19 protein-coding genes and 2 pseudogenes are annotated in these 24,321 nt (G+C 65.0%); 13 read left to right on the plus strand and 8 right to left on the minus strand.

The window, feature by feature from the left end; genetic code table 11:
* The first annotated feature begins 6 nt into the window (after positions 1-6).
* Positions 7-1,641: an alkaline phosphatase family protein gene (locus ACVW16_RS16825; protein WP_456736912.1), complete on the plus strand. Its 1,635-nt coding sequence runs from the start codon at positions 7-9 to the stop codon at positions 1,639-1,641.
* Positions 1,642-1,685: 44 nt separating this feature from the next.
* On the opposite strand, the pseudogene ACVW16_RS16830 reads toward ACVW16_RS16825, so the two are convergent.
* A pseudogene (locus tag ACVW16_RS16830) lies at positions 1,686-2,673 on the minus strand (Bug family tripartite tricarboxylate transporter substrate binding protein).
* A gap of 169 nt (positions 2,674-2,842) precedes the next feature.
* On the opposite strand from ACVW16_RS16830, the pseudogene proB reads away from it, so the two are divergent.
* The 10 genes and pseudogenes from proB (at position 2,843) to ACVW16_RS16880 (ending at position 12,506) form a co-directional block, all read left to right on the plus strand.
* Positions 2,843-3,965 (plus strand): annotated as a pseudogene (proB, locus tag ACVW16_RS16835) (glutamate 5-kinase).
* A gap of 138 nt (positions 3,966-4,103) precedes the next feature.
* Entirely contained in the window at positions 4,104-5,399 is a 1,296-nt protein-coding gene (locus ACVW16_RS16840; RefSeq protein WP_456736910.1) for a glutamate-5-semialdehyde dehydrogenase, read from the plus strand.
* Between the two features lie 41 nt (positions 5,400-5,440).
* Positions 5,441-6,067: a nicotinate-nucleotide adenylyltransferase gene (locus ACVW16_RS16845; RefSeq protein ID WP_456738268.1), complete on the plus strand. Its 627-nt coding sequence runs from the start codon at positions 5,441-5,443 to the stop codon at positions 6,065-6,067.
* Positions 6,068-6,263: 196 nt separating this feature from the next.
* A complete protein-coding gene (gene rsfS, locus ACVW16_RS16850) occupies positions 6,264-6,620 on the plus strand; it encodes a ribosome silencing factor (protein WP_456700277.1) in 357 nt (118 codons plus the stop codon).
* Between the two features lie 82 nt (positions 6,621-6,702).
* Entirely contained in the window at positions 6,703-7,185 is a 483-nt protein-coding gene (rlmH, locus tag ACVW16_RS16855; RefSeq protein ID WP_456700278.1) for a 23S rRNA (pseudouridine(1915)-N(3))-methyltransferase RlmH, read from the plus strand.
* 31 nt (positions 7,186-7,216) lie between these two features.
* Positions 7,217-8,584: a murein hydrolase activator EnvC family protein gene (locus ACVW16_RS16860; protein WP_456700279.1), complete on the plus strand. Its 1,368-nt coding sequence runs from the start codon at positions 7,217-7,219 to the stop codon at positions 8,582-8,584.
* Positions 8,581-9,945 carry a S41 family peptidase gene (locus ACVW16_RS16865; RefSeq protein WP_456700280.1) on the plus strand — a complete coding sequence of 455 codons (1,365 nt, stop codon included), beginning with the start codon at positions 8,581-8,583 and terminating at the stop codon, positions 9,943-9,945. Before ACVW16_RS16860 ends, ACVW16_RS16865 begins: the two co-directional genes overlap by 4 nt.
* 210 nt (positions 9,946-10,155) lie before the next feature.
* Positions 10,156-11,364, plus strand: coding sequence for a divergent polysaccharide deacetylase family protein (locus tag ACVW16_RS16870; protein WP_456736909.1), 1,209 nt, complete (start codon positions 10,156-10,158; stop codon positions 11,362-11,364).
* Between the two features lie 71 nt (positions 11,365-11,435).
* Entirely contained in the window at positions 11,436-11,942 is a 507-nt protein-coding gene (locus ACVW16_RS16875; RefSeq protein WP_456700282.1) for an RNA pyrophosphohydrolase, read from the plus strand.
* A 63-nt stretch (positions 11,943-12,005) separates the two neighbouring features.
* Positions 12,006-12,506, plus strand: coding sequence for an RNA pyrophosphohydrolase (locus ACVW16_RS16880; protein WP_456738976.1), 501 nt, complete (start codon positions 12,006-12,008; stop codon positions 12,504-12,506).
* Positions 12,507-12,666: 160 nt separating this feature from the next.
* Here the strand turns inward: ACVW16_RS16880 and ACVW16_RS16885 are convergent, their stop codons facing one another.
* From ACVW16_RS16885 to ACVW16_RS16910, 6 genes are all read right to left on the minus strand, one after another.
* Complete coding sequence (locus ACVW16_RS16885) at positions 12,667-14,346, minus strand: adenylate/guanylate cyclase domain-containing protein (RefSeq protein WP_456736907.1); 1,680 nt, start codon at positions 14,344-14,346, stop codon at positions 12,667-12,669.
* 153 nt (positions 14,347-14,499) lie between these two features.
* Positions 14,500-14,907 (minus strand): F0F1 ATP synthase subunit epsilon, encoded by a 408-nt coding sequence (locus tag ACVW16_RS16890; protein WP_456700284.1) that lies wholly within the window; start codon positions 14,905-14,907, stop codon positions 14,500-14,502.
* An 89-nt stretch (positions 14,908-14,996) separates the two neighbouring features.
* A complete protein-coding gene (gene atpD / locus ACVW16_RS16895) occupies positions 14,997-16,430 on the minus strand; it encodes a F0F1 ATP synthase subunit beta (protein ID WP_456700285.1) in 1,434 nt (477 codons plus the stop codon).
* Between the two features lie 82 nt (positions 16,431-16,512).
* Entirely contained in the window at positions 16,513-17,385 is an 873-nt protein-coding gene (locus ACVW16_RS16900; protein WP_456736906.1) for a F0F1 ATP synthase subunit gamma, read from the minus strand.
* 178 nt (positions 17,386-17,563) lie between these two features.
* Complete coding sequence (gene atpA / locus ACVW16_RS16905; protein ID WP_456700287.1) at positions 17,564-19,093, minus strand: F0F1 ATP synthase subunit alpha; 1,530 nt, start codon at positions 19,091-19,093, stop codon at positions 17,564-17,566.
* Positions 19,093-19,653 carry a F0F1 ATP synthase subunit delta gene (locus ACVW16_RS16910; protein ID WP_456700288.1) on the minus strand — a complete coding sequence of 187 codons (561 nt, stop codon included), beginning with the start codon at positions 19,651-19,653 and terminating at the stop codon, positions 19,093-19,095. The genes atpA and ACVW16_RS16910 overlap by 1 nt, the downstream gene beginning before the upstream one ends.
* Before the next feature lie 646 nt (positions 19,654-20,299).
* Between ACVW16_RS16910 and ACVW16_RS16915 the strand changes: the two genes are divergently transcribed.
* On the plus strand, positions 20,300-20,803 hold the full coding sequence (locus ACVW16_RS16915; RefSeq protein WP_456736905.1) for a septal ring lytic transglycosylase RlpA family protein: 504 nt from the start codon (positions 20,300-20,302) through the stop codon (positions 20,801-20,803).
* Positions 20,804-21,022: 219 nt separating this feature from the next.
* Here ACVW16_RS16915 and ACVW16_RS16920 read toward each other — a convergent pair whose 3' ends face one another.
* Positions 21,023-23,233 (minus strand): primosomal protein N', encoded by a 2,211-nt coding sequence (locus ACVW16_RS16920; RefSeq protein ID WP_456736904.1) that lies wholly within the window; start codon positions 23,231-23,233, stop codon positions 21,023-21,025.
* A 111-nt stretch (positions 23,234-23,344) separates the two neighbouring features.
* Between ACVW16_RS16920 and ACVW16_RS16925 the strand changes: the two genes are divergently transcribed.
* Positions 23,345-24,310, plus strand: a complete 966-nt coding sequence (locus tag ACVW16_RS16925) for a tyrosine recombinase XerC (RefSeq protein WP_456700291.1) — start codon at positions 23,345-23,347, stop codon at positions 24,308-24,310.
* Positions 24,311-24,321 lie beyond the last annotated feature (11 nt).

The raw sequence follows: 24,321 nt of genomic DNA on the forward strand, positions 1-24,321 counted from the left end.
TGACGCATGGCACGCGCGAAGAACGTTCTCTGGATCATGTGCGACCAGCTTCGCTATGATTATCTCGGCTGCACCGGCCACCCCACGCTGAAGACGCCGAACATCGACGCCATGGCCAGGCGCGGCGTGCTGTTCTCGAAGGCCTATGTGCAATCGCCGATCTGCGGACCGTCGCGGATGTCGTTCTACACCGGGCGCTACATGCGCTCGCACGGCTCGCATTGGAACGGCTGGCCGCTGCGCGTCGGCGAGCCCACGCTCGGCGATCATCTCAAGAAAATCGGCGTGCGCAATGTGCTGGTCGGCAAGACCCACATGGCGCCTGACCTTGAAGGCATGAAGGCGCTCGGCATCCCGCCGGAATCGGTCATCGGCGTGCATGTCGCCGAATGCGGCTTCGAGCCTTACGAGCGCGACGACGGCCTGCATCCGACCGGACGGCCACGTCCGAAATACGACGAATATCTGCGCCGGCAGGGTTTTGAAGCGACGAACCCCTGGGAACACTGGGCCAATTCAGGCGCGGCGGAGGACGGCTCGTTGCAGAACGGCTGGCTGCTGGTGCACGCCGACAAGGCCGCGCGCGTGCCGGACGAGCATTCCGAGACGCCCTACATGACGCGGCGCGCGATGGATTTCATCAGCGAGGCCGAGACCGACGGCCGGCCGTGGTGTCTGCATCTGTCCTACATCAAGCCGCACTGGCCCTACATCGCGCCGGAGCCCTATGCGAGCATGTATTCGACTGGCGACATGATCCCGGTGATCCGCTCCGAGCGCGAGCGGCAGAACCCGCACCCGGTGTTCGGCGCCTACATGGACATGCGCTACTCCCGCAACATGGCGCGCGACGAAGCCCGCGAGAAGGTGATCCCGACCTATATGGGCCTGATCACCCAGATCGATGACCAGATGGGCGTGCTGATGAAATTTCTGGAGGAACGCGGCCTCCTGGAAACCACCATGATCGTGTTCACCTCCGACCACGGCGATTACCTCGGCGATCACTGGATGGGCGAGAAGGATTTGTTCCACGAGCAGTCGGCGAAGATCCCGCTGATCATCATCGACCCCTCGCAAGAGGCCGACGCGACGCGCGGCAGGCAGAGCGACGCACTGGTCCAAGGCATCGATCTCGCGCCGACGTTCGTCGATTATTTCGGCGGCAAGGTGCCGAGCCACATCCTCGAAGGACGTTCGCTGCTGCCGCTGCTGCGTGGACCTACGCCGCCGGATTGGCGCAAGGTGGCGTTCTCCGAATACGACTACGCCATGCAGGATGTCAGGTTGAAGCTGAACCAGCCGATCGAGCGCTGCCGCCTTTTCATGGTGTTCGACGGCCGCTGGAAATACATCCACGCCTCCGGCTTCCGCCCGATGCTGTACGATCTCGAAACCGATCCGGAAGAATACGTGGATCGCGGCAACGATCCGGAATGTGCCGGCATCATTGCGCGGCTCCAGGCAGAGCTGTTCGACTGGGCGCTGCATCCGAGCGGCCACATCACGACGCCGCGGGAAAAGATCGCGGCTTATGCGGACAACCAGCTTCAGGTGAAGGCCGGATTCCTGATCGGCATCTGGGACGAGAACGAGCTCGCCGCGATCAGGGACGGTATCGCGCAGCGCGCGAAGATGTGAGCCTCGTGATTGCGAGCGTAGCGAAGCAACGACGAGAGGAGAGACTAGTTCTCGATCTTGTACCCCGTCGCCTTCACGATCGGCTGCCAGAACGCCGTGTTCGCGGCGAGTTCCCTGGTCAGCCCGTCCGCGCTGCTGCCAACCGGGATCAGGCCGATCGCCGTGAGCTTCGCCTTCACCTCGGGTTTTGCAAGCACCGCGCTCGAGGCCGCTCCTAACTTGCTCGCAAATTCCGGCGGGCTGCCGGCGGGAAGCCACATGCCGTACCAGGCGTCCGCCACGAGGTCGATGCCATTCTCCTTCAGCGTGGGAACGTCAGGTGCAAACGGCGAACGCTCCGCGCTCGAGACCGCAACGATCTTCACGCCCTTGGCGATGCTGCGGCAGCGCATCGGCCAGCGTGGTGATCCCAAAGGAAATGTGGCCGCCGATGACGTCGTTGAGAACAGGCGCACTGCCGCGATAGGGCACGCGCGTGAGCGGGATGCCGAGATCCTTCTCGAACTTGGAGCCCATGAAGTGGGGGATAGTGCCGTTGCTGGGAACGCCGAACGATGTCTTGTCGGGATGCGCTTTCAGCCAGGCGACAAATCTCTTGAAATCCGCAGCATCGATCTCCGGGCCGATCACGACGGCGAATTCGAACCGCGCGAGCAGCGACACCGGCATGAAATCCTTGGCGATGTCGAAGCTCGGTGTCGTCTCCACCATCGGCAGCAGGTACATGGTCGGCCCCGTCGTCACCAGCACCATGCTGCCGTCGGGGCTCGCACCCTTCACCGATTTGATGCCGATCAGCCCGTCGCCGCCGGTGCGGTTCTCCACCACCATGGTCCGTTGCAGCATTGGCGCGACCTCCTGCGCAATCAGCCGGCACAGCGTGTCGCCGCCCGCGCCCGCCGCGAACGGAAAGATGATCTTGCTGAGTCCAGCCTGCGCTTGCGCCTCACCCACCTGCGCCAGCAGCGGCAGGCCGAGACATCCTCCAAGACATCCGGCCATGAATTTGCGGCGATCCATTCGTATCCTCATCCAGCCCGTTATCGGTCGGCGGCATTAGAACCCGGCTGGCCGCCAAGACAAGGCCGGCCTTCGCCGATTGCCGCGCCTGCTGCCTTGCGCCGGCCGCCGTCCTGCTGCAAAAGCAGCCTCATCGGCGTTGCCCGTCGCTCCGCCGATTCCAGAGCAACCTGACAACACCATGGCCAGTCCCGAACTCAGTCAATTCCGCCGCATCGTCGTCAAGGTCGGCTCCGCGCTGCTGGTCGATTCCGACCGGGGTGAGGTGCGCGCCTCCTGGCTCGCTGCGCTCGCCGACGACATGGCGAAGCTGCACAAGGAGGGCCGCGACGTTCTCGTCGTCTCCTCGGGCTCGATCGCGCTCGGCCGCAGCCGGCTGAAACTGCCTCGCGGTCCGCTGAAGCTGGAGGAAAGCCAGGCGGCCGCAGCCGTCGGCCAGATCGCGCTGGCGCGGATCTGGTCGGAGGTGCTCGGCGCGCATGACATCGGCGCCGGCCAGATCCTGGTGACGCTCCAGGATACCGAAGAGCGCCGCCGCTATCTCAATGCCCGCTCCACGATCGGCAAGCTGCTGGAGTGGCGCGCGATCCCCGTCATCAATGAGAACGACACGGTTGCCACCACCGAGATCCGCTACGGCGACAACGACCGTCTCGCCGCCCGCGTCGCCACCATGGCGAGCGCCGATCTGCTGGTGCTGTTGTCCGACATCGACGGGCTCTACGACGCGCCGCCGAAGAACAATCCGAACGCAAAACTGATCCCCGTGGTCGAGAGCATTTCCTCGGAGATCGAGGCGGTGGCGGGAGATGCCGAGTCCGAACTGTCGCGCGGCGGCATGCGCACCAAGGTCGAGGCGGCCAAGATCGCAACGACTGGCGGCACGCATATGTTGATCGCATCAGGCAAGATCGAACACCCCTTGCAGGCGATCGCCAATGGCGGCCGCTGCACCTGGTTCCTGACGCCCGCCAATCCCATCACCTCGCGAAAACGCTGGATCGCGGGCACGCTGGAGCCGAAGGGCACGCTGACCATCGACGCCGGCGCGGTGACCGCACTGCGCGCCGGCGCCAGCCTGCTGCCCGCCGGCGTGATCAAGGTGGAGGGCCAGTTCGCCCGGGGCGATGCCGTGATCGTGCGCGGCCCCGATACCAGCGAGGTCGGCCGCGGGCCTGATCGCCTACGACGCCGAGGTCGCCGAGCGCATCAGGGGCCGCTCGTCCCCGGATGTGATGAACATCCTCGGCATCAGCGGTCGCTCCGAGATCATCCACCGAGATGATCTGGTGGTGGGCGGGTAGGGCCCGCGGCCCGATCGCTGGGCCAGAGACCCAGCTGGGGCGCGGCACAACCCGGCGTACCTGCCATACCCCCCCGACCCTTCGCAAATGCGGGATTTCCGTGCTAGGACACCGCCTTAGCAGAAGGTTTGACGCCCCATGGCCGCCCCCCTCAAAGCCGTCGACGGCAATCCCGATCTCCAGGCGCTGATGTCCGATCTCGCCGCCCGTGCCCGCGCCGCTGCGCGCGTGCTGGCGCTGGCGCCGCCGGAGCAGAAGAACCGGGCGCTGGAGGCCATGGCGAAGGCGATCCGCAGCAATGCTGCGGCGATCCTTGCCGCAAATGCCGAGGACGTCGCGGAAGCCCGCGCCTCGGGCAACGCAACCTCCTCCTTCATCGATCGCCTGACGCTGACGCCGGCGCGGGTCGAAGGCATGGCGGAAGGCATCGCCGTCGTGCGCGGCATCGCCGATCCCGTCGGCATCGTCACCGAGAGCTGGCAGCGGCCGAACGGCATGATCATCGAGCGCGTGCGCGTGCCGCTCGGCGTCGTCGGCGTGATCTTCGAGAGTCGTCCCAACGTCGCGGCGGATGCTGGCGTGCTGTGCCTGAAGTCGGGCAATGCCGTGATCCTGCGCGGCGGCTCCGACAGTTTCCGCTCCTGCCGCGCCATCCATGAATGCCTCGTGCAAGGTTTGCGCGAAGCGGGACTGCCCGAAGCTGCGATCACGCTGGTGCCGACGCGCGACCGTGCGGCGGTCGGCATGATGCTATCGGGCCTTAACGGAGCGGTCGACGTGATCGTGCCGCGGGGCGGCAAGAGCCTCGTCGCGCGCGTCGAGCAGGAAGCGCGCGTGCCCGTGTTCGCGCATCTCGAAGGCGTCAATCACGTCTACATCGATGCCAGCGCCGACCTCGCCATGGCGAAATCGATCGTGCTGAACGCCAAGATGCGCCGCACCGGCGTCTGTGGCGCGGCCGAAACGCTGCTGGTCGATCGCGCCGCAGCTGGCAAGAGCCTGAAGCCGCTCGTCGAGATGCTGCTCGACGCCGGCTGCGAAGTGCGCGGCGACGATGCCGTGCAGAAGACCGATTCGCGCGTAAAGCCTGCCAGCGAAGAGGATTGGGACACCGAATATCTCGACGCGATCATCGCGGCGAAGGTGGTCGACGGCGTCGACGGCGCGATCGCGCATATCCAGGACCACGGATCGCATCACACCGATGCGATCGTCAGCGAGAACGACGTGGCCGCGAAGAAATTCCTGAGCGAAGTCGATTCCGCGATCGTGCTCCACAACGCCTCGACGCAGTTCGCCGACGGCGGCGAGTTCGGCTTCGGCGCCGAGATCGGCATCGCCACCGGCCGCTTCCACGCCCGCGGCCCCGTGGGCGCCGAGCAGTTGACGAGCTTCAAGTATCGCGTTCACGGCACCGGGCAGACGCGGCCGTAAGTAAGGTCGCAAGGCGGGGGGCATTGAGTAACACATTCGTCGTGCCGCGTTCGGTGGCGCAAGCGACCCCGCCCTCGACCCCGGGCATGCGCATCGGCCTGCTCGGCGGCTCGTTCAATCCGCCGCACCAGGCCCATCGCGCGATCAGCCAATTCGCGCTCAAGCGATTGCAACTCGATCGGGTCTGGTGGCTCGTGACGCCGGGCAACCCGCTCAAGGAGAACGGCAATCTGCATGAGCTCGGCGAGCGCATGCAGGCCGCGCGTGACGTCGCTGACGACCCCAGGATCGAGGTGAGCTGTCTCGAATCCGTCATTCGTACGCGCTACACTATCGACACGATCAACACCTTGCGCCGCCGCTTCAACGGCCTGCGCTTCGTCTGGATCATGGGCGCCGACAACCTCGCTCAATTCCATCGTTGGCAGGACTGGCGGCGCATCGCCGCCCAGGTGCCGGTTGCGGTCATCGATCGTCCGCCGCAGAGCTTTCGGGCGCTCGCCTCTCCCGCCGCCAAGGCGCTGGCGCGCTACCGCCTGGCGGAGAATAAGGCAGCCTTGCTTGCGGATCAGCCGGCGCCGGCCTGGGTCTTCCTGACCGGATTGAAGCTGAATCTCTCCTCAACGGGCCTGCGGAACCCGGACGGGAGCTGGAAAGGTACGAAGTGAGACGGATTCTGCGCGGGGTTGGGGCTCTCTGGCATATTGAAACCCTTAACCCCACATGATGTAGTGTAGCCAGTGAGCGCTGGATTCGGCGTTCGCGATACAGTGAAAGGAATGGTCCCTGACCACATCTGTATTGTCCAAGTCTGTTTTACCCAAGGCAAAACCGGCGCGTAAAACATCGACCAAAGCTGCGGCCTTGAAGGCGCAACCCGACGCCGACAAGACGCTGAGCCTGATCCTCTCCCGCCTTGACGACATGAAGGCGGAAGAGACGGTCACCATCGACCTTCGCGGCAAATCGGCATACTCCGACTACATGATCATCACCACCGGCCGGGCGAACCGGCACGTTGGCGCGATCGCGGAGAACGTCGCCAAAGGCCTCAAGGAAAACGGCATCAAGAACATCCACGTCGAGGGCTTGCCCAATTGCGACTGGGTGCTGATCGATTCCGGCGATGTGATCGTGCACGTGTTCAGACCCGAGGTCCGTGAGTTCTACAACCTCGAGAGACTGTACACGCAGGGCCCGGGGGCGGCGAAGGCGATCTAGGCTGACTTGAGCCGATTTCGCATCGGCTGACGCGCATGCTAGCGTCATGCGCGCGCATGGTGCGCGCGATTCAAGAGATGCTATGCGTGTTGCCGTCATTGCGGTGGGCCGGCTGAAGCAGGGCCCCGAACGGGAGCTTGCCGACCGCTATTTCGAGCGGTTCGACGAGACCGGCCGCAAGCTCGGATTCCGTGAGCTCTCTGTCCACGAAATCCCGGAAAGCCGCGCCCGCGACGCCGCAACGCGGATGACCGAGGAGGCCGCGGCGATCTCCGCCCATATCCCCGGCAAATCGATCCTGGTGGCGATGGACGAGCGCGGGCAAAATCTCGATTCCACCGTATTCGCACGGAATCTCGGGCGCTGGCGCGACGAGGGTGCCGGTCATACGATCTTCGTGATCGGAGGGGCGGACGGACTTTCGCCCGAATTGCGCCGTAAGGCCAAGCTCGCGATCGCGTTCGGCTCTGCGACCTGGCCGCACCAGATGGTCCGCGTCATGCTTCTGGAACAGCTGTATCGGGCCGCCACCATTCTGGCCGGCCACCCCTATCATCGCGCGTGATTCGCGCCACAACGAGCACCTTGCAGACGAGATGCGAGCGCCGATCCTCAATTTGCTGCTGATTGCGAGTTGCGCCGGGGCAAGCCTCTTCGCCGAAGAAACCCTCGCGCAAGCTCAGACGGGGGCACCGGCGCCACAGACCGCAGCCATCTCGCCGGACGCCATCAAGCAGCGTGAGCAGGAGCTGGAGGCAGCGCGCGCCGGCCAGAAGAGCGCGGAGGAAGCGCAAGCCAAGCTGAAGGCCGAGATCACCGCGCTCGGCCAGGACCGCACCCAGCTCAATCAGCAATTGATCGACACCGCCGCCAATGTTCGCACCGTCGAGACCAAGATCGACGCGGCCGAAGCGCGGCTGAAGACGCTGAACGGCCGCGAGCAGGCGGCACGCGCCTCGCTCGATTCGCGTCGCGCCGACATCGTCGAGGTTCTGGCGGCCCTGCAACGCGCCGGCCGGCGCACGCCGCCAGCATTGCTGGTGCGGCCCGAAGATGCGCTGCAATCGCTACGCACCGCGATGCTGCTCGGCGCCCTCGTGCCGGAATTGCGCGGCCGCGCCGAGAAGATCGCGGGCGAGCTCGGCGACCTCGTGGCCTTGCGCAAAACCATCGCCGCCGAGCGCGACCAGCTCGCATCCGACCGCGACAAGATTCGCAGCGACCAGACCCGCCTCACCGCCCTGGTCGAGGAGCGGCAGCGACAGCAATCCTCGCGCGAAAAGGACCTCGACGCCGAGAATTCGCGCGCCATCACCCTGTCAAAGCAGGTCGGCGATCTCCAGGGGCTGATCGCCAAGATGGAGCAGGACCTGCAAAGCGCCGCCAGGGCGGCCGAGAAAGCGGCCGAGGCCGCAAAACAGGCCGAGGCCAACGAGGCTAAGGCAGCAGCGGCAAACGCGACGGCCGATGCCAAATCAGGGCCGGCCGTGTTCAAGGACCGCTCCCGGACCAGCCCGGCGATCCTGTTCGCCTCGGCGAAGGGGCTCCTGCCCCTGCCGGTTAACGGTAACAAGATCAGGGACTTTGGCGGTTCCGACGGAATCGGTGGGATTCAGAAGGGCATTTCGCTGGCCACCAAGCCTGGTTCGCAGGTCACGACGCCCTGCGACGGCTGGGTGGTCTATGCCGGCCCGTTCCGCAGCTATGGACAACTCTTGATCCTCAATGCCGGGGGCGGGTATCATGTCCTGATCGCCGGGATGGAGCGCATTTCGGTAAACATCGGACAGTTTGTGCTCACGGGGGAGCCGGTCGCGACCATGGGGTCGACATCTCAAGTCGCCTCCATTCTCGCCACCAACGCGAGTCAACCTGTGCTGTATGTCGAGTTCCGCAAAGACGGCACTCCAATCGATCCAGGTCCATGGTGGGCCGCAAATGAAGGCGAGAAGGTTCGCGGATGATGCGCAAGACTTCAGTTATCCTCCTCAGCGCGGCCACCGGTGCGGCGCTGACGCTGTTCGTGACCCAGCCGCGCGCGGTGTTCATGGGCTCCAGCGCGCGAGCCGCGACCGCCGACACTTATCGCCAGCTCAATCTGTTCGGCGACGTCTTCGAGCGCGTGCGCTCCGACTATGTCGAGAAGCCCGACGACACCAAGCTGATCGAATCCGCCATCAGCGGCATGCTTTCCGGCCTCGATCCGCATTCGAGCTACATGGATGCCAAGAGCTTCCGCGACATGCAGGTGCAGACCCGCGGCGAGTTCGGCGGCCTCGGCATCGAGGTCACCATGGAAGACGGCCTGATCAAGGTGGTCTCGCCGATCGACGATACGCCGGCCTCGCGCGCCGGCGTCATGGCCAACGACATCATCACCAATCTCGACGATGAGGCGGTGCAGGGCCTGACCCTGAACCAGGCGGTCGAGAAGATGCGCGGCCCCGTCAACACCAAGATCAAGCTCAAGATCATCCGCAAGGGCCAGGACAATCCGATCGACGTCACGCTGGTGCGCGACAACATCCGCGTTCGCTCGGTGCGCGCGCGCGTCGAGGCTGACGACATCGCCTATATCCGCATCACCACCTTCAACGAGCAGACCACCGAAGGCCTGAAGAAGGAGATTGCGAACCTCTCGAGCCAGATCGGCGACAAGCTCAAGGGCTACATCATCGACCTCCGCAACAATCCGGGCGGTCTGCTCGAGGAGGCCGTGACCGTGTCCGACTCCTTCCTGGAGAAGGGCGAGATCGTCTCGACCCGCGGCCGCAACGCCGAGGAGACCCAGCGCCGCGTCGCGCATGCGGGCGACCTCACCAAGGGCAAGCCAGTCATCGTGCTCGTCAACGGCGGTTCGGCCTCGGCGTCGGAAATCGTCGCCGGCGCGCTGCAGGACCACAAGCGCGCGACCATTGTCGGCACCCGCTCGTTCGGCAAGGGGTCGGTGCAGACCATCATCCCGCTGGGCTCGGGCAATGGCGCGCTGCGCCTGACCACCGCGCGCTACTACACGCCGTCGGGCAAGTCGATCCAGGCCAAGGGCATCGTGCCTGACATCGAGGTGCTGCAGGACGTGCCCGACGAGCTGAAGTCGCGCACCGACACCAAGGGTGAAGCTTCGCTCCGCGGCCATCTCAAGAACGACGGCGACGAGAAGACCGGTTCGCAGTCCTACGTTCCGCCTGATGCCAAGGACGACAAGGCGCTCAAGATGGCCGACGACCTGCTCCACGGCATCAAGAACAGCGCCAGCGCGGCGCCGGCGCCGGGTGGCGACAACAAGGCCGCGCCCGCGACGGACAAGCCCAAGGCCGCGAACTAAGGCCGCGAACGAAGGCGGCGAACGAAGGCGGCGAACGAAGGCCGCGAGCTAAACGCGATCGACGCGATCTCATGCAAAGGGCGGCTCCAACAGCCGCCCTTTTTGCTGCTGCCCATTTTGCTTGGGAACTCCCGACATCCCCGGCCTATCCCGGCCTGCCGCCGCTTGACCGCGGCGTGGTATCGTCGGTGGAGTGATTCGGGATCTCGCATGACTGAAACGGCCGATGATCTGAGCGCCCCGCTCGGACAGAACACGCCGCGCCGGAAACGGCGGCTGCGGCTGCCGTTCACCGCCATGCAGTTGCTGGCTGTGATGCTCGGCCTGTTCCTGGTGACCTTCGCCGGCTTCGCCATCTTCAACAAGGACCCGCTCGGCGGCGAGCCGATGACGCGGATCGCGATCCGCGATCTCAAGGCCATGGACGAGAAGCCTGCCGCCGGCCAAAGCGAGGAAAGCAAGCGCGCGACCAAGGAGGCGCCGAAGGAAGCCGCCTCCGGCGATCAGAAGACCGTCACCATGATCGACGGCTCGACCGGCGCGCGCCACGACGTGGTGATCGGCGCGGGCGACGCCGCCGACAAGGGCGAGGCGGTTTCCGCTCCGCCCCCCGTCATGACCGGGATCGATCCCAAGCTGCTGGAGAAGTCGCGCTACGGCATGATCCCCGCGGTATCGGGCGATCTCAAGCCATTCAACGTCTACGCCGCCGAGGCCGACCGCGCCAAGGCCGCGAAGATGCCCGTGGTGGCGATCGTGATCGGCGGCCTCGGCGTCGGTGCCGCCAAGACCACCGATGCCATCATGAAGCTGCCGGGCGCGGTGACGCTGGCCTTCACGCCTTATGGATCTGATCCCGGAAAGTTGGCCGAGCGCGCCCGCGCCCAGCGCCACGAGATCTTCCTGCAGATCCCGATGGAGCCCTACGATTTCCCGGACAATGATCCCGGCCCGCAAACCCTGCTGACCTCGCTCACGGCAGACCAGAACACCGATCGCCTCTACTGGCACCTGAGCCGGATACAGGGCTATGCCGGCATCACCAATTTCATGGGCGCTCGCTTCGTGGCGACGGACGCGGCAATGCAGCCGATCATCCGCGAGGCCTCCAAGCGCGGCCTCGGCTTCTTCGACGACGGCTCCTCGCCGCGCAGCATCGCAGGCCAGGCGGCCGGCAGCCTCACCGTGCCATTCGGCAAGGGCGACATCGCGCTCGACGCGGTGCCGACCCCGACCGAGATCGACCGTGCGCTGAACAAGCTGGAATCGATGGCGAGGGAACGCGGGGTCGCGATCGGCACCGCCTCCGCGCTTCCCGTCTCGATCGAGCGGGTCGGCGCCTGGATCAAGACATTGAGCGACCGAGGTATCCTTTTGGTGCCATTGACAACCGCGATGCTGAAATCAAAATCCAGTTAAATCAAAGAATTGGTACGCCATGGGCCGGAGTGCCCGGCAGCGTTCCAGCAGTACCCGAGAGGTTTGGCGGAATGGCGCGTTACGAGGATCTGCCCTACCGAACCTGTGTCGGGGTCATGCTGATCAATCCGAAAGGCCTGGTGTTCATCGGCCGCCGTGCCGGCGGCATCGAGCACGTCGACGACCGCCATGTCTGGCAGATGCCGCAGGGCGGGGTCGATCCCGGCGAGGACAATTGGGCCGCTGCCAAACGCGAGCTTTATGAAGAAACCAGCGTGCGCTCGATCGAGCGGCTCGCCGAGGTGCCGGACTGGCTGATCTACGACATTCCGCGCACGGTGGCGGGACGCGCCTGGAAGGGCCGCTACCGCGGCCAGCGCCAGAAATGGTTCGCGGTGCGCTTCACCGGCAAGGACAGCGAGATCAATGTCGAGAAGCCCGGCGGCGGCGGCCACAAGGCCGAATTCGTCAGCTGGCGCTGGGAGCCGATGAAGAATCTCCCCGAGCTGATCATTCCGTTCAAGCGCCCTGTCTATGAGCGCGTGGTCAAGGAATTTTCCGCGCTCGCGGACGACTAGATCAAATTGTCGTCCGGACTTTGGTGCTAAGGCATCGCCGGACTGACAATGAGAGACTCCCGCGTGACGAGCGAAAAACCCTACCGTCCCAATGTCGGGATCGCGCTGTTCAATGCCGACGGCCGCGTGCTGATCGGGCACCGCTTCAAGGGTGACGGCCCCGAGATCATCCTGCCGGGGCTCGACTGGCAGATGCCCCAAGGCGGCGTCGACGAGGGCGAGAACCTTCGCGATGCCGCGGTGCGCGAGCTCTGGGAGGAGACCAGCGTCGTCAGCGCCTGCTATCTCGGCGAGACCGACTGGTTCACTTACGAATTCCCGCCCTATGACGGTCCGCAGACCCATCGGCTGGCCAAATTCCGCGGCCAGCGTCAGAAGTGGTTCGCGCTGCGCTTCACCGGCAAGGAGGACGAGATCGACCCGCTGACGCCGCGCAACGGCCAGCCCGCGGAGTTCGACGCGTGGCGCTGGGAGCGACTCGATCGCGTCGCCGACCTCGTGGTGCCGTTCCGCCGCCACGTCTACCGCGCAGTAGCCCAGGAGTTCGCGCCCTTCGCAAACTGAATTCGCGAAAACAACCCCATGCACAGTACCCGGGGTTGGTTGATCAGAGAAGTTTTTCGGAATTCGAGTGAGCAACGCAGCACTCTCTCGTTCCCTCCCCACAGGGGGGGGAAGGGAACGCACCTTCGCCGGAGTGGCGATTGTGGCTTACACTGCGAGGCTAATTGATCGGTCCCACCGTAAACGGGCCGATCGCGATGACGTGGCAGTCGCTGTCGTGCTTGACGCAATCGGCGATCGCGCCGTCGACGGCGGTCTGCTCGTCGGCGGCCTTCAGGCCTAGGCCGGGGCGGCCCGACGTTCCGACGGCGACCGCATTCCAGCCCAAGCCGTCGCCGAGCTTGCGCACGACCTCGGGGCGCGCATCGGCCACAATCGAGGGGTTGCTCGCGGGGTGGAAGAAGCCAACGGCCCTGAGCAGGGTCGGGATTGGCACGACATAGACATCGTCAACCGCCACGACCATGCAGGGAGAGCCTGCGAACGCACCGCAGGATTCCAGCGAACGCCGCGTAGCCTCGTCGACCGAGGTCGCCCCCAGCGTCATGAAATACTGACCGCCCGGCCCGAGCGCGACCGCCCGTGACTTTGCCGCCGGCGCGTAGACGTTCTCGATGCGGGTCCTGGCCTGATCGCGCAGCAGCGGAAAATCTTTCGCCACGAGCGGGCGCTCGGTCATGCTGTCGTGCCGCACCCAGGGCTGCGGCGGCATCGGCGGATTACCATGGCTGTAGACCACCTTGTTGCCGACCGCATAGAGCTCGCAGCGCCGCGGCGATTGCGCGGCATCCGCACGCTTCTGGCACTGATCGAGCGCGGCGGCGCGCGCAGCTTCCTCATTCGGCTGATTGACCGAGGCGCCAGTGAAGCCGGTGATGTTCAGGGCGAAGGCCTTGTAATCGCCGGCGGCTGAATAATCATTGCCGAGATAGCCACGCACGCGCTCACTGACAAACGGCACCGCATCCGCAGGGAGCTTGCCGTTCGGTGCCGCCGCCGGCGTCGGCACTGGCGTGGACATCGGCGTGGCGGCAGCCATTTGGGTCGGTGTCGATGTCGGCGTCGGTGAAGGCATCGGCGCCTTCGCGGCCATCGTGGGTGTTGGACTCGGGGTCGCTGCGGCCGTCGCGCCTGGCAGCGGAGCAGGCGTGGTTGACGCCGCGACATCAGGTGTCTTGCCGGTCTCGAGCTTGCTGAAATAGAGGAGGCCGCCGACGGCGATGGCGACGACCGAGACCACGCCGACCACCAATGGCCACATCCAGCTCGGCCCCTGCCCTGCCTTGGCGGCCTTCTTCAGTTGCGGCGTCGCAAAAGTCCCGTCCTCACGCCGCATCGCCACCATGTAGGCGTGCACCGGCGTCGGAATGTTCTTGACCTCCTGCGCACCGATATCGGCGAACTGCACCGACAGCTTGTTGGCGACCTGCTCGTGCACGGCACGGGAGATGCAGATGCCACCGACCTCGGCGAGCCCCTCGAGCCGGGCTGCGATATTGACGCCGTCGCCGAGCAGATCGCCGTCACGTTCGACGACGTCGCCGATGGTGATGCCGATCCGGAACGTCATCTGCCGGCTCGCCGGATAGGCCATGTTTCGGGTTCGCAAGGACTCCTGGATGTCGATCGCGCAGCGCACAGCTTCGACTGCGCTCGGGAATTCGGCGAGCACGGCGTCACCGGCGGTGTTGAAGATGCGTCCGCCGGCCTTGGCAATGAAGTCGTCTACGACCAGACGATAGGATGCCAGACGCCGCAGCGTCTCCTCTTCATCCTCCGCGACCAGCCTTGAGTAACCGGCAATATCGGCTGCGAAAATCGCTGCGATCTTGCGTTTCATCTGCTACCCGCCCCGGAACACATCCGCGGGCGCAGAATGCCGCCATCTCCGGCGCGGCGCAACAAAGTTTCAGCGCCCGCCATTTGTGGTGACGAGAGCGCTGAACTTGTTCAGGAATTTAGAGCTTTGAGCCCCGGAGCAGTGCACCGGGGCTTAGTGCATCGCCGTGGTATTGAGCTGCTGCTGGATGCTCTTGAAGTGATCGAGCCGCTCGATCGCCTGATCGAGCTCGCCGCCTTCGTGCTCCTTCAAGCCTTCCTCCATCTCCGCGATGGTCTCGGCGAACTCGGCGCGGTCGAGCTCGGCCAGCGAGGTCGCGACGTCGGCAAGCACGGTCAGGCCCTTTTCGGAGACTTCGGCGAGGCCGCCGAGCACGATGATCTTCTCGTGGCGGCCAGCGGTGGTGACGACGAGGATGCCGGGACGGATCGCAGCCACGACAGGCGCGTGCCCCGCCAGCACGCCGAAGTCACCTTCGACACCGGGAATGTCGACCTGATCGACTTCGCCCGAGAAGGCGAGCTTTTCCGGAGAGACGAGATCGAAGTGGAAGGTGGCCATGGGAAACCTTGCGAATGGCGAATGGCGAATAGCGAGTGGCGAAAAGGAGCAGCGAAACTATTCGCGACTCCCCATTCGCCATTCGCTTCTTAAGCCGCTTCAGCGGCGAGCTTCTTGCCCTTCTCGACGGCTTCTTCGATGGTGCCGACCATGTAGAAGGCGGCTTCCGGCAGGTGGTCATACTTGCCTTCCACCAGGCCCTTGAAGCCCTTGATGGTGTCGGCGAGGTCGACGAACTTGCCCGGCGAACCGGTGAAGATCTCGGCGACGTGGAACGGCTGCGACATGAAGCGCTCGACCTTGCGGGCGCGGGCCACGGTCAGCTTGTCCTCTTCCGAAAGCTCGTCCATGCCGAGAATGGCGATGATGTCCTGGAGCGCCTTGTAGCGCTGCAGCACCTGCTGAACCTGACGGGCCACCGCGTAGTGCTCCTCGCCGACGACCAGCGGGGAGAGCATGCGCGAGGTCGAGTCGAGCGGGTCCACCGCCGGATAGATGCCCTTTTCGGCGATCGAGCGCGACAGCGTGGTGGTTGCGTCAAGATGCGCGAACGAGGTCGCGGGCGCCGGGTCGGTCAAGTCGTCGGCCGGAACGTAGATGGCCTGCACCGAGGTGATCGAACCCTTCTGGGTAGTGGTGATGCGCTCCTGCAGCGCGCCCATGTCGGTCGCGAGCGTCGGCTGATAACCCACGGCGCTCGGAATACGACCGAGCAGCGCCGACACTTCCGAGCCGGCCTGGGTGAAGCGGAAGATGTTGTCGACGAAGAACAGCACGTCCTGGCCCTGGTCGCGGAAGTCTTCGGCGATGGTCAGACCCGTGAGCGCGACGCGGGCGCGGGCGCCCGGGGGCTCGTTCATCTGGCCGAACACCAGCGCGCATTTCGACTTCACGCTCGGATCCGGATTCTTCGGATCGGCGTTGACCTTGGACTCGATGAACTCGTGATAGAGGTCGTTGCCCTCGCGGGTCCGCTCGCCGACGCCGGCGAACACGGAGTATCCACCGTGCGCCTTCGCGACGTTGTTGATCAGCTCCTGAATCAGCACGGTCTTGCCGACGCCGGCGCCGCCGAACAGGCCGATCTTGCCACCCTTCGCATACGGAGCAAGAAGATCGACGACCTTGATGCCGGTGACGAGAATTTCAGCTTCGGTCGACTGGTCGGTGTAGGTCGGCGCTTCCTGGTGGATCGCGCGCAGGCCTTCCGCCTTGACCGGACCGGCTTCGTCGATCGGCTCGCCGATGACGTTGATGATGCGGCCGAGCGTGCCTTCACCGACGGGAACGCGGATCGGCGAACCGGTGTCGGTCACTTCCTGGCCGCGAACCAGACCTTCGGTGGTGTCCATCGCGATGGTGCGGACGGTGGACTCACCGAGATGCTGAGCGACTTCGAGCACCAGGCGATTGCCGCCGTTCTTGGTCTCGAGCGAGTTGAGAATGGCCGGCAGGTGGCCTTCGAACTGCACGTCGACGACGGCGCCGATGACCTGGGTGACGCGACCGAGCTGGGCTGCCATTGAATGTCTCCTTCGATCCGAACTTGTAGACCACGGTCAACCGACCGGGATGTTGGGTTTGACGAGTGCCGATGCGTCTTTGCTAGACGGCTTCGGCGCCCGAGATGATTTCGATCAGTTCCTTGGTGATCTGCGCCTGACGCGTGCGGTTGTAGACCAGCGTCTGCTTGCGGATCATCTCACCGGCGTTGCGCGTCGCGTTGTCCATCGCGCTCATCTGAGCGCCGTAGAACGAGGCGTTGTTCTCGAGCAGCGCGCGGAAGATCTGGACAGCGAGGTTGCGCGGCAGAAGACGGGTGAGAATCTCGTCCTCTTCGGGCTCGTATTCGTAAGACGTCGTGTTGGCGCTCGTGTCCTCCTCGACCACCAGCGGGATGATCTGCTGGGCGGTCGGGATCTGCGCGATCACCGAACGGAAGCGCGAGTAGAACAGCGTGCAGACGTCGAACTCGCCGGCGTCGAACCGCGCCAGAACCTTCTTGGCGATATCCTCGGCATTGACGAAGCCGAGCTGGCGCACGCTGCGCAGGTCGAGATGCTCGACGATCTGCTTGTCGAACTGCCGGCGGAGCTGCTCGTAACCCTTGCGGCCCACGCAGAAGAATTTCACGTCCTTGCCCTGGGCGATCAGCGCCAAGGCGCGCTCGCGGGCGAGACGCACGATCGACGAGTTGAAGGCGCCCGACAGGCCGCGCTCGCCGGTGCAAACCAGCAGCAGATGAACCTGGTCGCGGCCGGTGCCGGCCAGCAGCACCGGCGCGCCGGGCGAACCTGCCGCGGCGCTGGCGATGTTAGAGATGACGGCGCTCATCTTGTCGGCATAAGGACGCGCCGCTTCCGCCGCGGTCTGCGCACGTCGCAGCTTCGAGGCCGCGACCATCTGCATGGCCTTGGTGATCTTTTGCGTCGCCTTGGTGGAGGCGATGCGCACGCGCATGTCTTTAAGTGACGCCATTCTTCGTTCACCCCGGCGGTTCGACCCAGACGGTCAAGCCACTAGCCTATCCCAGTCGTCATGCCCGGGCTCGTCCCGGGCATCCACGTTCTATCTTGCAAGCCGAAACGCGTGGATGGCCGGGACATCATTTGCGAAGACGCGCTTCGCGCTTTAGCCCGGCCATATCGGCTGTTAATTACGCGAAGCTCTTCGCAAAGCCTTCGACCACCGACTTCAGCTTGGCAGCAGTGTCGTCGGAGAGGTCTCGGCTGTCGCGGATCGCATTGAGGATGTCGACGTGCTTGCCGCGCAGCAGCGACAGCAGCCCGTCCTCGAACGCGCGCACCTTGCTGACCGGAAGCGGATCGAGATAGCCGTTGGTGCCGGCCCAGATCACGCAGACCTGCTCTTCCATCTTCAGCGGCGAGAACTGCGGCTGCTTCAACAGCTCGGTCAGGCGCGAGCCGCGGTTCAGCAGGCGCTGGGTCGAGGCGTCGAGGTCGGAGCCGAACTGCGCGAACGCCGCCATTTCGCGGTACTGCGCGAGCTCGCCCTTGATCTTGCCGGCGACCTTCTTGGTGGCCTTGGTCTGCGCCGAGGAGCCGACGCGCGACACCGACAGACCGACGTTCACCGCGGGGCGGATGCCCTGGAAGAACAGGTCGGTTTCCAGGAAGATCTGACCGTCGGTGATCGAGATGACGTTGGTCGGGATGTAGGCCGACACGTCGTTGGCCTGGGTTTCGATGACGGGCAGCGCCGTCAGCGAGCCCGAGCCCTGGTCCTTGTTCAGCTTCGCCGCGCGCTCGAGCAGGCGGGAGTGCAGATAGAACACGTCGCCCGGATAGGCTTCGCGGCCCGGCGGCCGGCGCAGCAGCAGCGACATCTGGCGGTAGGCGACGGCCTGCTTGGACAGATCGTCATAGATGATGACCGCGTGCATGCCGTTGTCGCGGAAGTACTCGCCCATGGTGCAGCCGGTGAAGGGCGCGATGTACTGCATCGGCGCCGGATCGGAGGCGGTGGCGGCGACGACGATCGAGTATTCGAGCGCGCCCTGCTCTTCGAGCACCTTCACGAACTGGGCAACCGTCGAACGCTTCTGGCCGACCGCGACGTAGACGCAGTACAGCTTGATGTTCTCGTCGGGCTGCGCGTTGAGCGGCTTCTGGTTCAGGATGGTGTCGAGCGCGATCGCGGTCTTGCCGGTCTGACGGTCGCCGATGATCAGCTCGCGCTGACCGCGGCCGATCGGGATCAGGGCATCGATCGCCTTGAGGCCGGTCGCCATCGGCTCGCTCACCGATTTGCGCGGAATGATGCCGGGCGCCTTGACGTCGACGCGCATGCGCTTGTCGGCCTGGATCGGGCCCTTGCCGTCGATCGGGTTGCCGAGCGCGTCGACGACGCGGCCGAGCAGGCCCTTGCCGACCGGCGCGTCCACGATGGCGCGGGTGCGCTTGACGGTCTGGCCTTCCTTGATCTCGCGGTCGGCACCGAAAATAACGACACCGACGTTGTCGGTTTCGAGGTTCAGCGCCATGCCGCGCGTGCCGTTCTCGAATTCGACCATTTCGCCGGCCTGGACATTGTCCAGACCGTAGACGCGGGCGATGCCGTCGCCGACGGACAGCACCTGTCCGACTTCGGAGACTTCAGCTTCCTGGCCGAAATTCTTGATCTGGTCCTTGAGGATCGCGGAAATTTCCGCGGCGCGGATGTCCATCAGCCTGCCTCTTTCATCGCGTGCTTGATCGAATTGAGTTTGGTGCGAAGCGAACTATCGATCATGCGGCTGCCAAGCTTCACGACGAGGCCACCGATGATCGAGGGATCGATCTTCACGTTGAGCGCGACGTCCTTGCCGGTCACCGACTTCAGGGCAACCTTGAGGGCGTCGAGATTCTTGTCCGAGAGCGCTTCCGCGACCGTGACATCCGCGGTCGCCTCGCCCTTGAACCTGGCGACGAGGGCGCGATAGGCGCGGATGACGTCGGCCACCGCGAACAGGCGGCGGTTGGCGGTCAGCACTTTGAGGAAATTGGCGGAAATGCCTGATATGCCCGCCTTGTCCAGCACGGCCGAAAGGGCCTTGGACTGGGCGTCAGCCGCAAAAACCGGGCTGCGGACGAGGCGCTTGAGATCAGCGCTTTCGTTCAGCAGAGCCTCGAACTTGTCGAGATCGGCTTTGACCTCGTCGACCACTTTCTGGTCGCGGGCGAGTTCAAACAAGGCCGTTGCATAACGGCCGGACACACCTGAAACCGACGTATCTTCTGCTGCCACCGACGCGCTCTTTGTGCTGTCAAACTCGCAAGGGGAAAACCGTCGCCACAACGCGGCGCCTAGCGATCCAAGCCCTTGGAATTCAAGCGGGACTTTGATTCTCGGCCGACACGGGGACGTGCCGGGTCCGTTAAAATCGCGGCTTTGCTAACATAGCAGGCGCGCACGTGCAACATGACGCCAAATTAAAGGCATGAGGTTCTGTCGGCCGTTCGTCGCAGTTCGAGACGCGGCTGCGACCGCCTGACCTGAGCTGCCAGGCTACGGGCTGCCGGGCGCCGTTCGTCGGCAACGCGCGCATTCGTTCCCGCCCTCAGCGCATACCCGCCATGAACACGGATCGCTGAGTCGTGACTTCGGCCCCGCCGATCGCGGCCGCCGAATACTTACCCAATTCTAAACAGGAAGTTTAATAACTTCGTTTTACAGTATAGCTAAGTAATGACTTGGTTAAAGAATCGTTAAAGTGAAAGATTGCGGAACTTCGGCTGAATATCGATTCGGATCACAAGATATTTCACGACGACACGGAACGGATTTACTGCCCAATTCACGCCTCATTAGGAATCGAAACGCCAACCCGCTCACAAACTGATGGGGGCTCCACTAGCCACATATGTGGCAATACTAGCGTAGGGACCACTAAATGCTGTCTTTGAAGACGCTGGGCACTGCGACCCGGCCGCGCACGGCGATCGCTTTCGTCGCTGCAACTCTCATCGTCGGTGGAACTGCCACCGAAGCTTCCGCCAAATCCAGGCATCACCACAGGGGTTCTCACCACCACCACCAGGCCCAGGCCGAGTCCAACGCGGGCTTCGATTGGCGCAACGCCAATGCGTCGATGACGCCGTCGCAGGGTACCGGCCGCAGCTTCTCCGGCATGGCTTCCTATTACGGCAACGAATCCGGTAGCCGCACCGCTTCGGGCCAGCGCTTCAACCAGAACGCCCTCACCGCGGCGCACCGCTCGCTGCCGTTCGGCACCAAGCTGCGCGTCACCCATGGCGGCCAGAGCGTCATCGTCACCATCAATGACCGTGGCCCGTTCGTGCGCGGCCGCGTGCTCGACCTCTCCACCGGCGCTGCCCGCGCCATCGGCCTCACCGGCGCCGGCGTCGGCCGCGTCACCGCGGAAGTGATCTCCTAGCAGCGATCTCGCGCCTCAGCCCACACGCGCAGTTTTCATCGGTTTGATGCGCGCGTGAAACAAGCCCGCGGTCTTGGGGGACCGCGGGCTTTTTGCTGGGGCGTTTTTGACGACACGCACAGCTGCGTTCCTTCCCCCTCACGCACACCTTTTACGGGGCCACCCTCTCCCCCGCCCTCCCCCGCAAGGGGGGGAGGGAGCGCAGTTGTGCCTTGTGGCTCACAAAAAGCTCTGCGGGTCGACGTCGACCTCGAGCTTCTGGTTGCCCTTCGGCTTCGGACACACCGCCAGCCAGTTGCGCAAATAGTCCGAGAGATCAAAGCCGCGCGCCGATTTCACCAGGATGCGGAAGCGGTAGCGGCCCTTGATGACGGCGAGCGGGGCTTCGGCGGGGCCGAGCACGACCACGCGCTCGTCGCGCGGCGCGCGTGCCACGAGCTGGCGGCCGAGGCCTTCGGCGCTCGGACGATCGCCCGCGGAAATGATCAGGCTGGCGAGGCGCCCGAACGGCGGATAGAGCGTCTTCTCGCGCAGATCGATCTCGCTGTCGTAGAAAGCCTCGCGATCGCAGGCGATCAGCGCCTTCATCACGGGATGATCCGGCTGATGCGTTTGCAGATAGCCGACGCCGCGGCCCTGCTCGCGCCCGGCACGGCCGATCACCTGATTGAGCAATTGCCAGGTCCGTTCCGCCGCGCGCGGATCGCCGTTGCTGAGGCCGAGATCCGCATCGACCACCCCGACCAGATTCAGCCGCGGAAAATTGTGGCCCTTGGCGACGAGCTGCGTGCCGATGATGATGTCGACGCGGCCTTCCGCGATGTCGTTTAGCTCACTTCGCATCGTCTCGATCGAGGTGATGAGATCGCTCGACAGCACCATGGTGCGCGCGTCAGGGAAAAGCGCCGCCGCCTCCTCCTGCAAGCGCTCGACGCCGGGGCCAACCGCCACCAGCGATTCCTCCGCTGCGCAATGCGGACAGGTCGGGGGGCGCGGCATCGAGAAGCCGCAATGGTGACAGACGAGCCGCTGGCGAAAGCGGTGATCGACCAGCCAGGCATCGCAGATGGTGCAGGCGAAGCGATGGCCGCAGCCGCGGCACAGGGTCAGCGGCGCATAGCCGCGGCGATTGAGGAACAGCAGCGCCTGCTCGCGCTTCTCGATCGCCTTTCTGATCTCTCCGGCCAGCCGCGGCGAGATGTAGCGGCCGCGCGCGGGCGGCTCGCGGCGCATGTCGATGGCCTCGATTTCAGGCATGTGCTGGCCGCCGAAGCGCGACGGCAGCGCGATGCGCTGATAGCGGTTCTTGCGCGCATTGACCTCCGATTCGACCGACGGCGTCGCTGACGCCAGCACGATCGGGATCTTGGCGATATGCGCACGCACCACCGCCATGTCGCGGGCGTGGTAGTGCACGCCCTCGTCCTGCTTGTAGGCCTGGTCGTGCTCTTCATCGACGACGATGAGGCCGAGATTGGCGTAGGGCAGAAACAGCGCCGAGCGCGCGCCGACCACGACCGGCGCGGTGCCTTCGGAGATCGCGGCCCAATTGCGCGCGCGGGTGCGCGGTGTGAGTTCGGAATGCCATTCGATCGGGCGCACGCCAAAGCGCTGCGCGAAACGGTCGAGGAACTGGCCGGTCAGCGCAATCTCCGGCATCAGGATCAGCGACTGCCTGCCGCGGCGGATCGTTTCCGCAACCGCCTCGAAATAGACCTCCGTCTTGCCGGAGCCGGTGACGCCGTCGAGCAGCGCGACATGAAAGGTGCCGTTAGCCGCGAGCGCGCGCATCGCATCGACGCCGGCGCGCTGGAGCGGCGAAAAATCGGGACGGCCGAACTCAGGATCGGGCGCGGGCGGCGGGGGTGGCGGCGGCATCGGCTCGACCGTCAGCGTACCCTCGTCGACGAGGCCGTCGATCACGCCGGCGGAAACGCCGGCTTCCTTGGCAGTCTCGGATTTGCCGTGCAGCAGCCGGTCCGACAGCAGCTCGATGACGCGCTGACGCGACGGCGTCAGCCGCCGCGGAAGATCACCTGTTAGCCGCACGCCGGCGCGGACGCGCTCGGGACCGAGGTTCTCGCCCATGCGCAGGCACATCCGCAGCACCATGCCGCGCGGGCTCAGCGTGTAATTGGCCACCCAGTCGACGACCGAACGCAGCTCCCCCTTGAGCGACGCAACGTCCAGCTTCTCGCTGACCTCCTTGAGGCGGTTATGCAGGCGTGGGTCGGGATTGGCGTTTTCGCCCCAGACCACGGCGAGCACCTCACGGGGCCCGAGCGGCACGCCGACGAGATCGCCGGCCTTCAGCTCCATGCCGCGCGGCACCTTGTAGGAATAGGTCTGGTCGAGCGCGACAGGCACCAGCACGTCGACCATGCGGGTCGCGTTGGCGGGGACGGTCGTGCTGCGCGACGTATGATCCATGGAGAGAATCGGAACCTCGGGGGCTTTGAGGCTATCGCCCCGGGTCCGCCTTAGCGAACGGTAAACGTGTATGATGCGATATACTGTGCGGAATCATTCCGTCCAGAGCGCATGAGCAAACCGGTCCCCCCACCACTCGAGCTCGCCAGCGCCGATTGCTCGATCGCGCAGGAGATGGCGCGCTGGCTGTCGCATCTCGGCGCCGAGCGACGGCTGTCGCCGAAGACGCTGGAAGCCTATGGCCGCGACCTCAGGCAGTGCCTGGATTTCCTGTGCAGCCACTGGGGCGAGCGTGTCACGCTGGACCGCTTTGCCTCGCTCGAAGCGACCGACGTGCGCGCCTTCATGGCGATGCGGCGCGCCGACGACATTGCCGGCCGCTCGCTGATGCGCGCGCTGGCGGGCCTGCGCTCGTTCGGCCGCTTCCTCGAACGCGAAGGCAAAGGCAAGGTCGGCGCGCTCTCCGCCATCCGCGCGCCGAAGGTCGCCAAGACGCTGCCGAAGCCTTTGCCGATGGCATCTGCAAAACGCCTGGCCGATGCCGACGAGCGCGCCGGCGAGGATCGCGAGACCTGGATCCTGGTGCGCGACGCTGCGGTGATGGCACTGCTGTATGGCTCGGGCCTGCGCATCTCCGAGGCGCTCGGGCTGAAGCGACGCGAGGTGCCGAAGGCCGGCGAAGGCGACGTGCTGGTCGTGACAGGCAAAGGCAACAAGACGCGCATGGTGCCGGTGCTGCAAAATGTGCTCGCGCTGATCGACGAATATGCCGCGATGTGCCCGCATGCGCTGCCTCCGGAAGGGCCGATCTTCGTCGGCGCGCGCGGCGGGCCGCTCAGCCCGCGCATCATCCAGCTCGCGATGGAACGGCTGCGCGGTGCCCTCGGCCTGCCCGACAGCGCCACGCCGCACGCGCTGCGTCACTCCTTCGCAACGCACCTGCTCTCGCGCGGCGGGGATCTCCGCGCCATTCAGGAATTGCTCGGTCATTCCTCGCTCTCGACCACGCAGATCTATACCGGGATCGATTCCGAGCGGCTGCTGGAAGTCTATGCCAGCGCGCATCCAAGGCGCTGAAGAGTTCGCTA

Source organism: Bradyrhizobium sp. USDA 4474, from assembly GCF_054057515.1.

Bases quoted from the DNA above. Each gene is read 5' to 3' on its own strand.
- ACVW16_RS16825 (WP_456736912.1), top strand. From the start codon at position 7: ATGGCACGCGCGAAGAACGTTCTCTGGATCATGTGCGACCAGCTTCGC.
- ACVW16_RS16840 (WP_456736910.1), top strand. From the start codon at position 4,104: ATGGCCGCCCCCCTCAAAGCCGTCGACGGCAATCCCGATCTCCAGGCG.
- rlmH (WP_456700278.1), top strand. From the start codon at position 6,703: ATGCGTGTTGCCGTCATTGCGGTGGGCCGGCTGAAGCAGGGCCCCGAA.
- ACVW16_RS16860 (WP_456700279.1), top strand. From the start codon at position 7,217: ATGCGAGCGCCGATCCTCAATTTGCTGCTGATTGCGAGTTGCGCCGGG.
- ACVW16_RS16865 (WP_456700280.1), top strand. From the start codon at position 8,581: ATGATGCGCAAGACTTCAGTTATCCTCCTCAGCGCGGCCACCGGTGCG.
- ACVW16_RS16870 (WP_456736909.1), top strand. From the start codon at position 10,156: ATGACTGAAACGGCCGATGATCTGAGCGCCCCGCTCGGACAGAACACG.
- ACVW16_RS16875 (WP_456700282.1), top strand. From the start codon at position 11,436: ATGGCGCGTTACGAGGATCTGCCCTACCGAACCTGTGTCGGGGTCATG.
- ACVW16_RS16885 (WP_456736907.1), bottom strand. From the start codon at position 14,346: ATGAAACGCAAGATCGCAGCGATTTTCGCAGCCGATATTGCCGGTTAC.
- ACVW16_RS16890 (WP_456700284.1), bottom strand. From the start codon at position 14,907: ATGGCCACCTTCCACTTCGATCTCGTCTCTCCGGAAAAGCTCGCCTTC.
- atpD (WP_456700285.1), bottom strand. From the start codon at position 16,430: ATGGCAGCCCAGCTCGGTCGCGTCACCCAGGTCATCGGCGCCGTCGTC.
- ACVW16_RS16900 (WP_456736906.1), bottom strand. From the start codon at position 17,385: ATGGCGTCACTTAAAGACATGCGCGTGCGCATCGCCTCCACCAAGGCG.
- atpA (WP_456700287.1), bottom strand. From the start codon at position 19,093: ATGGACATCCGCGCCGCGGAAATTTCCGCGATCCTCAAGGACCAGATC.
- ACVW16_RS16915 (WP_456736905.1), top strand. From the start codon at position 20,300: ATGCTGTCTTTGAAGACGCTGGGCACTGCGACCCGGCCGCGCACGGCG.
- ACVW16_RS16920 (WP_456736904.1), bottom strand. From the start codon at position 23,233: ATGGATCATACGTCGCGCAGCACGACCGTCCCCGCCAACGCGACCCGC.
- ACVW16_RS16925 (WP_456700291.1), top strand. From the start codon at position 23,345: ATGAGCAAACCGGTCCCCCCACCACTCGAGCTCGCCAGCGCCGATTGC.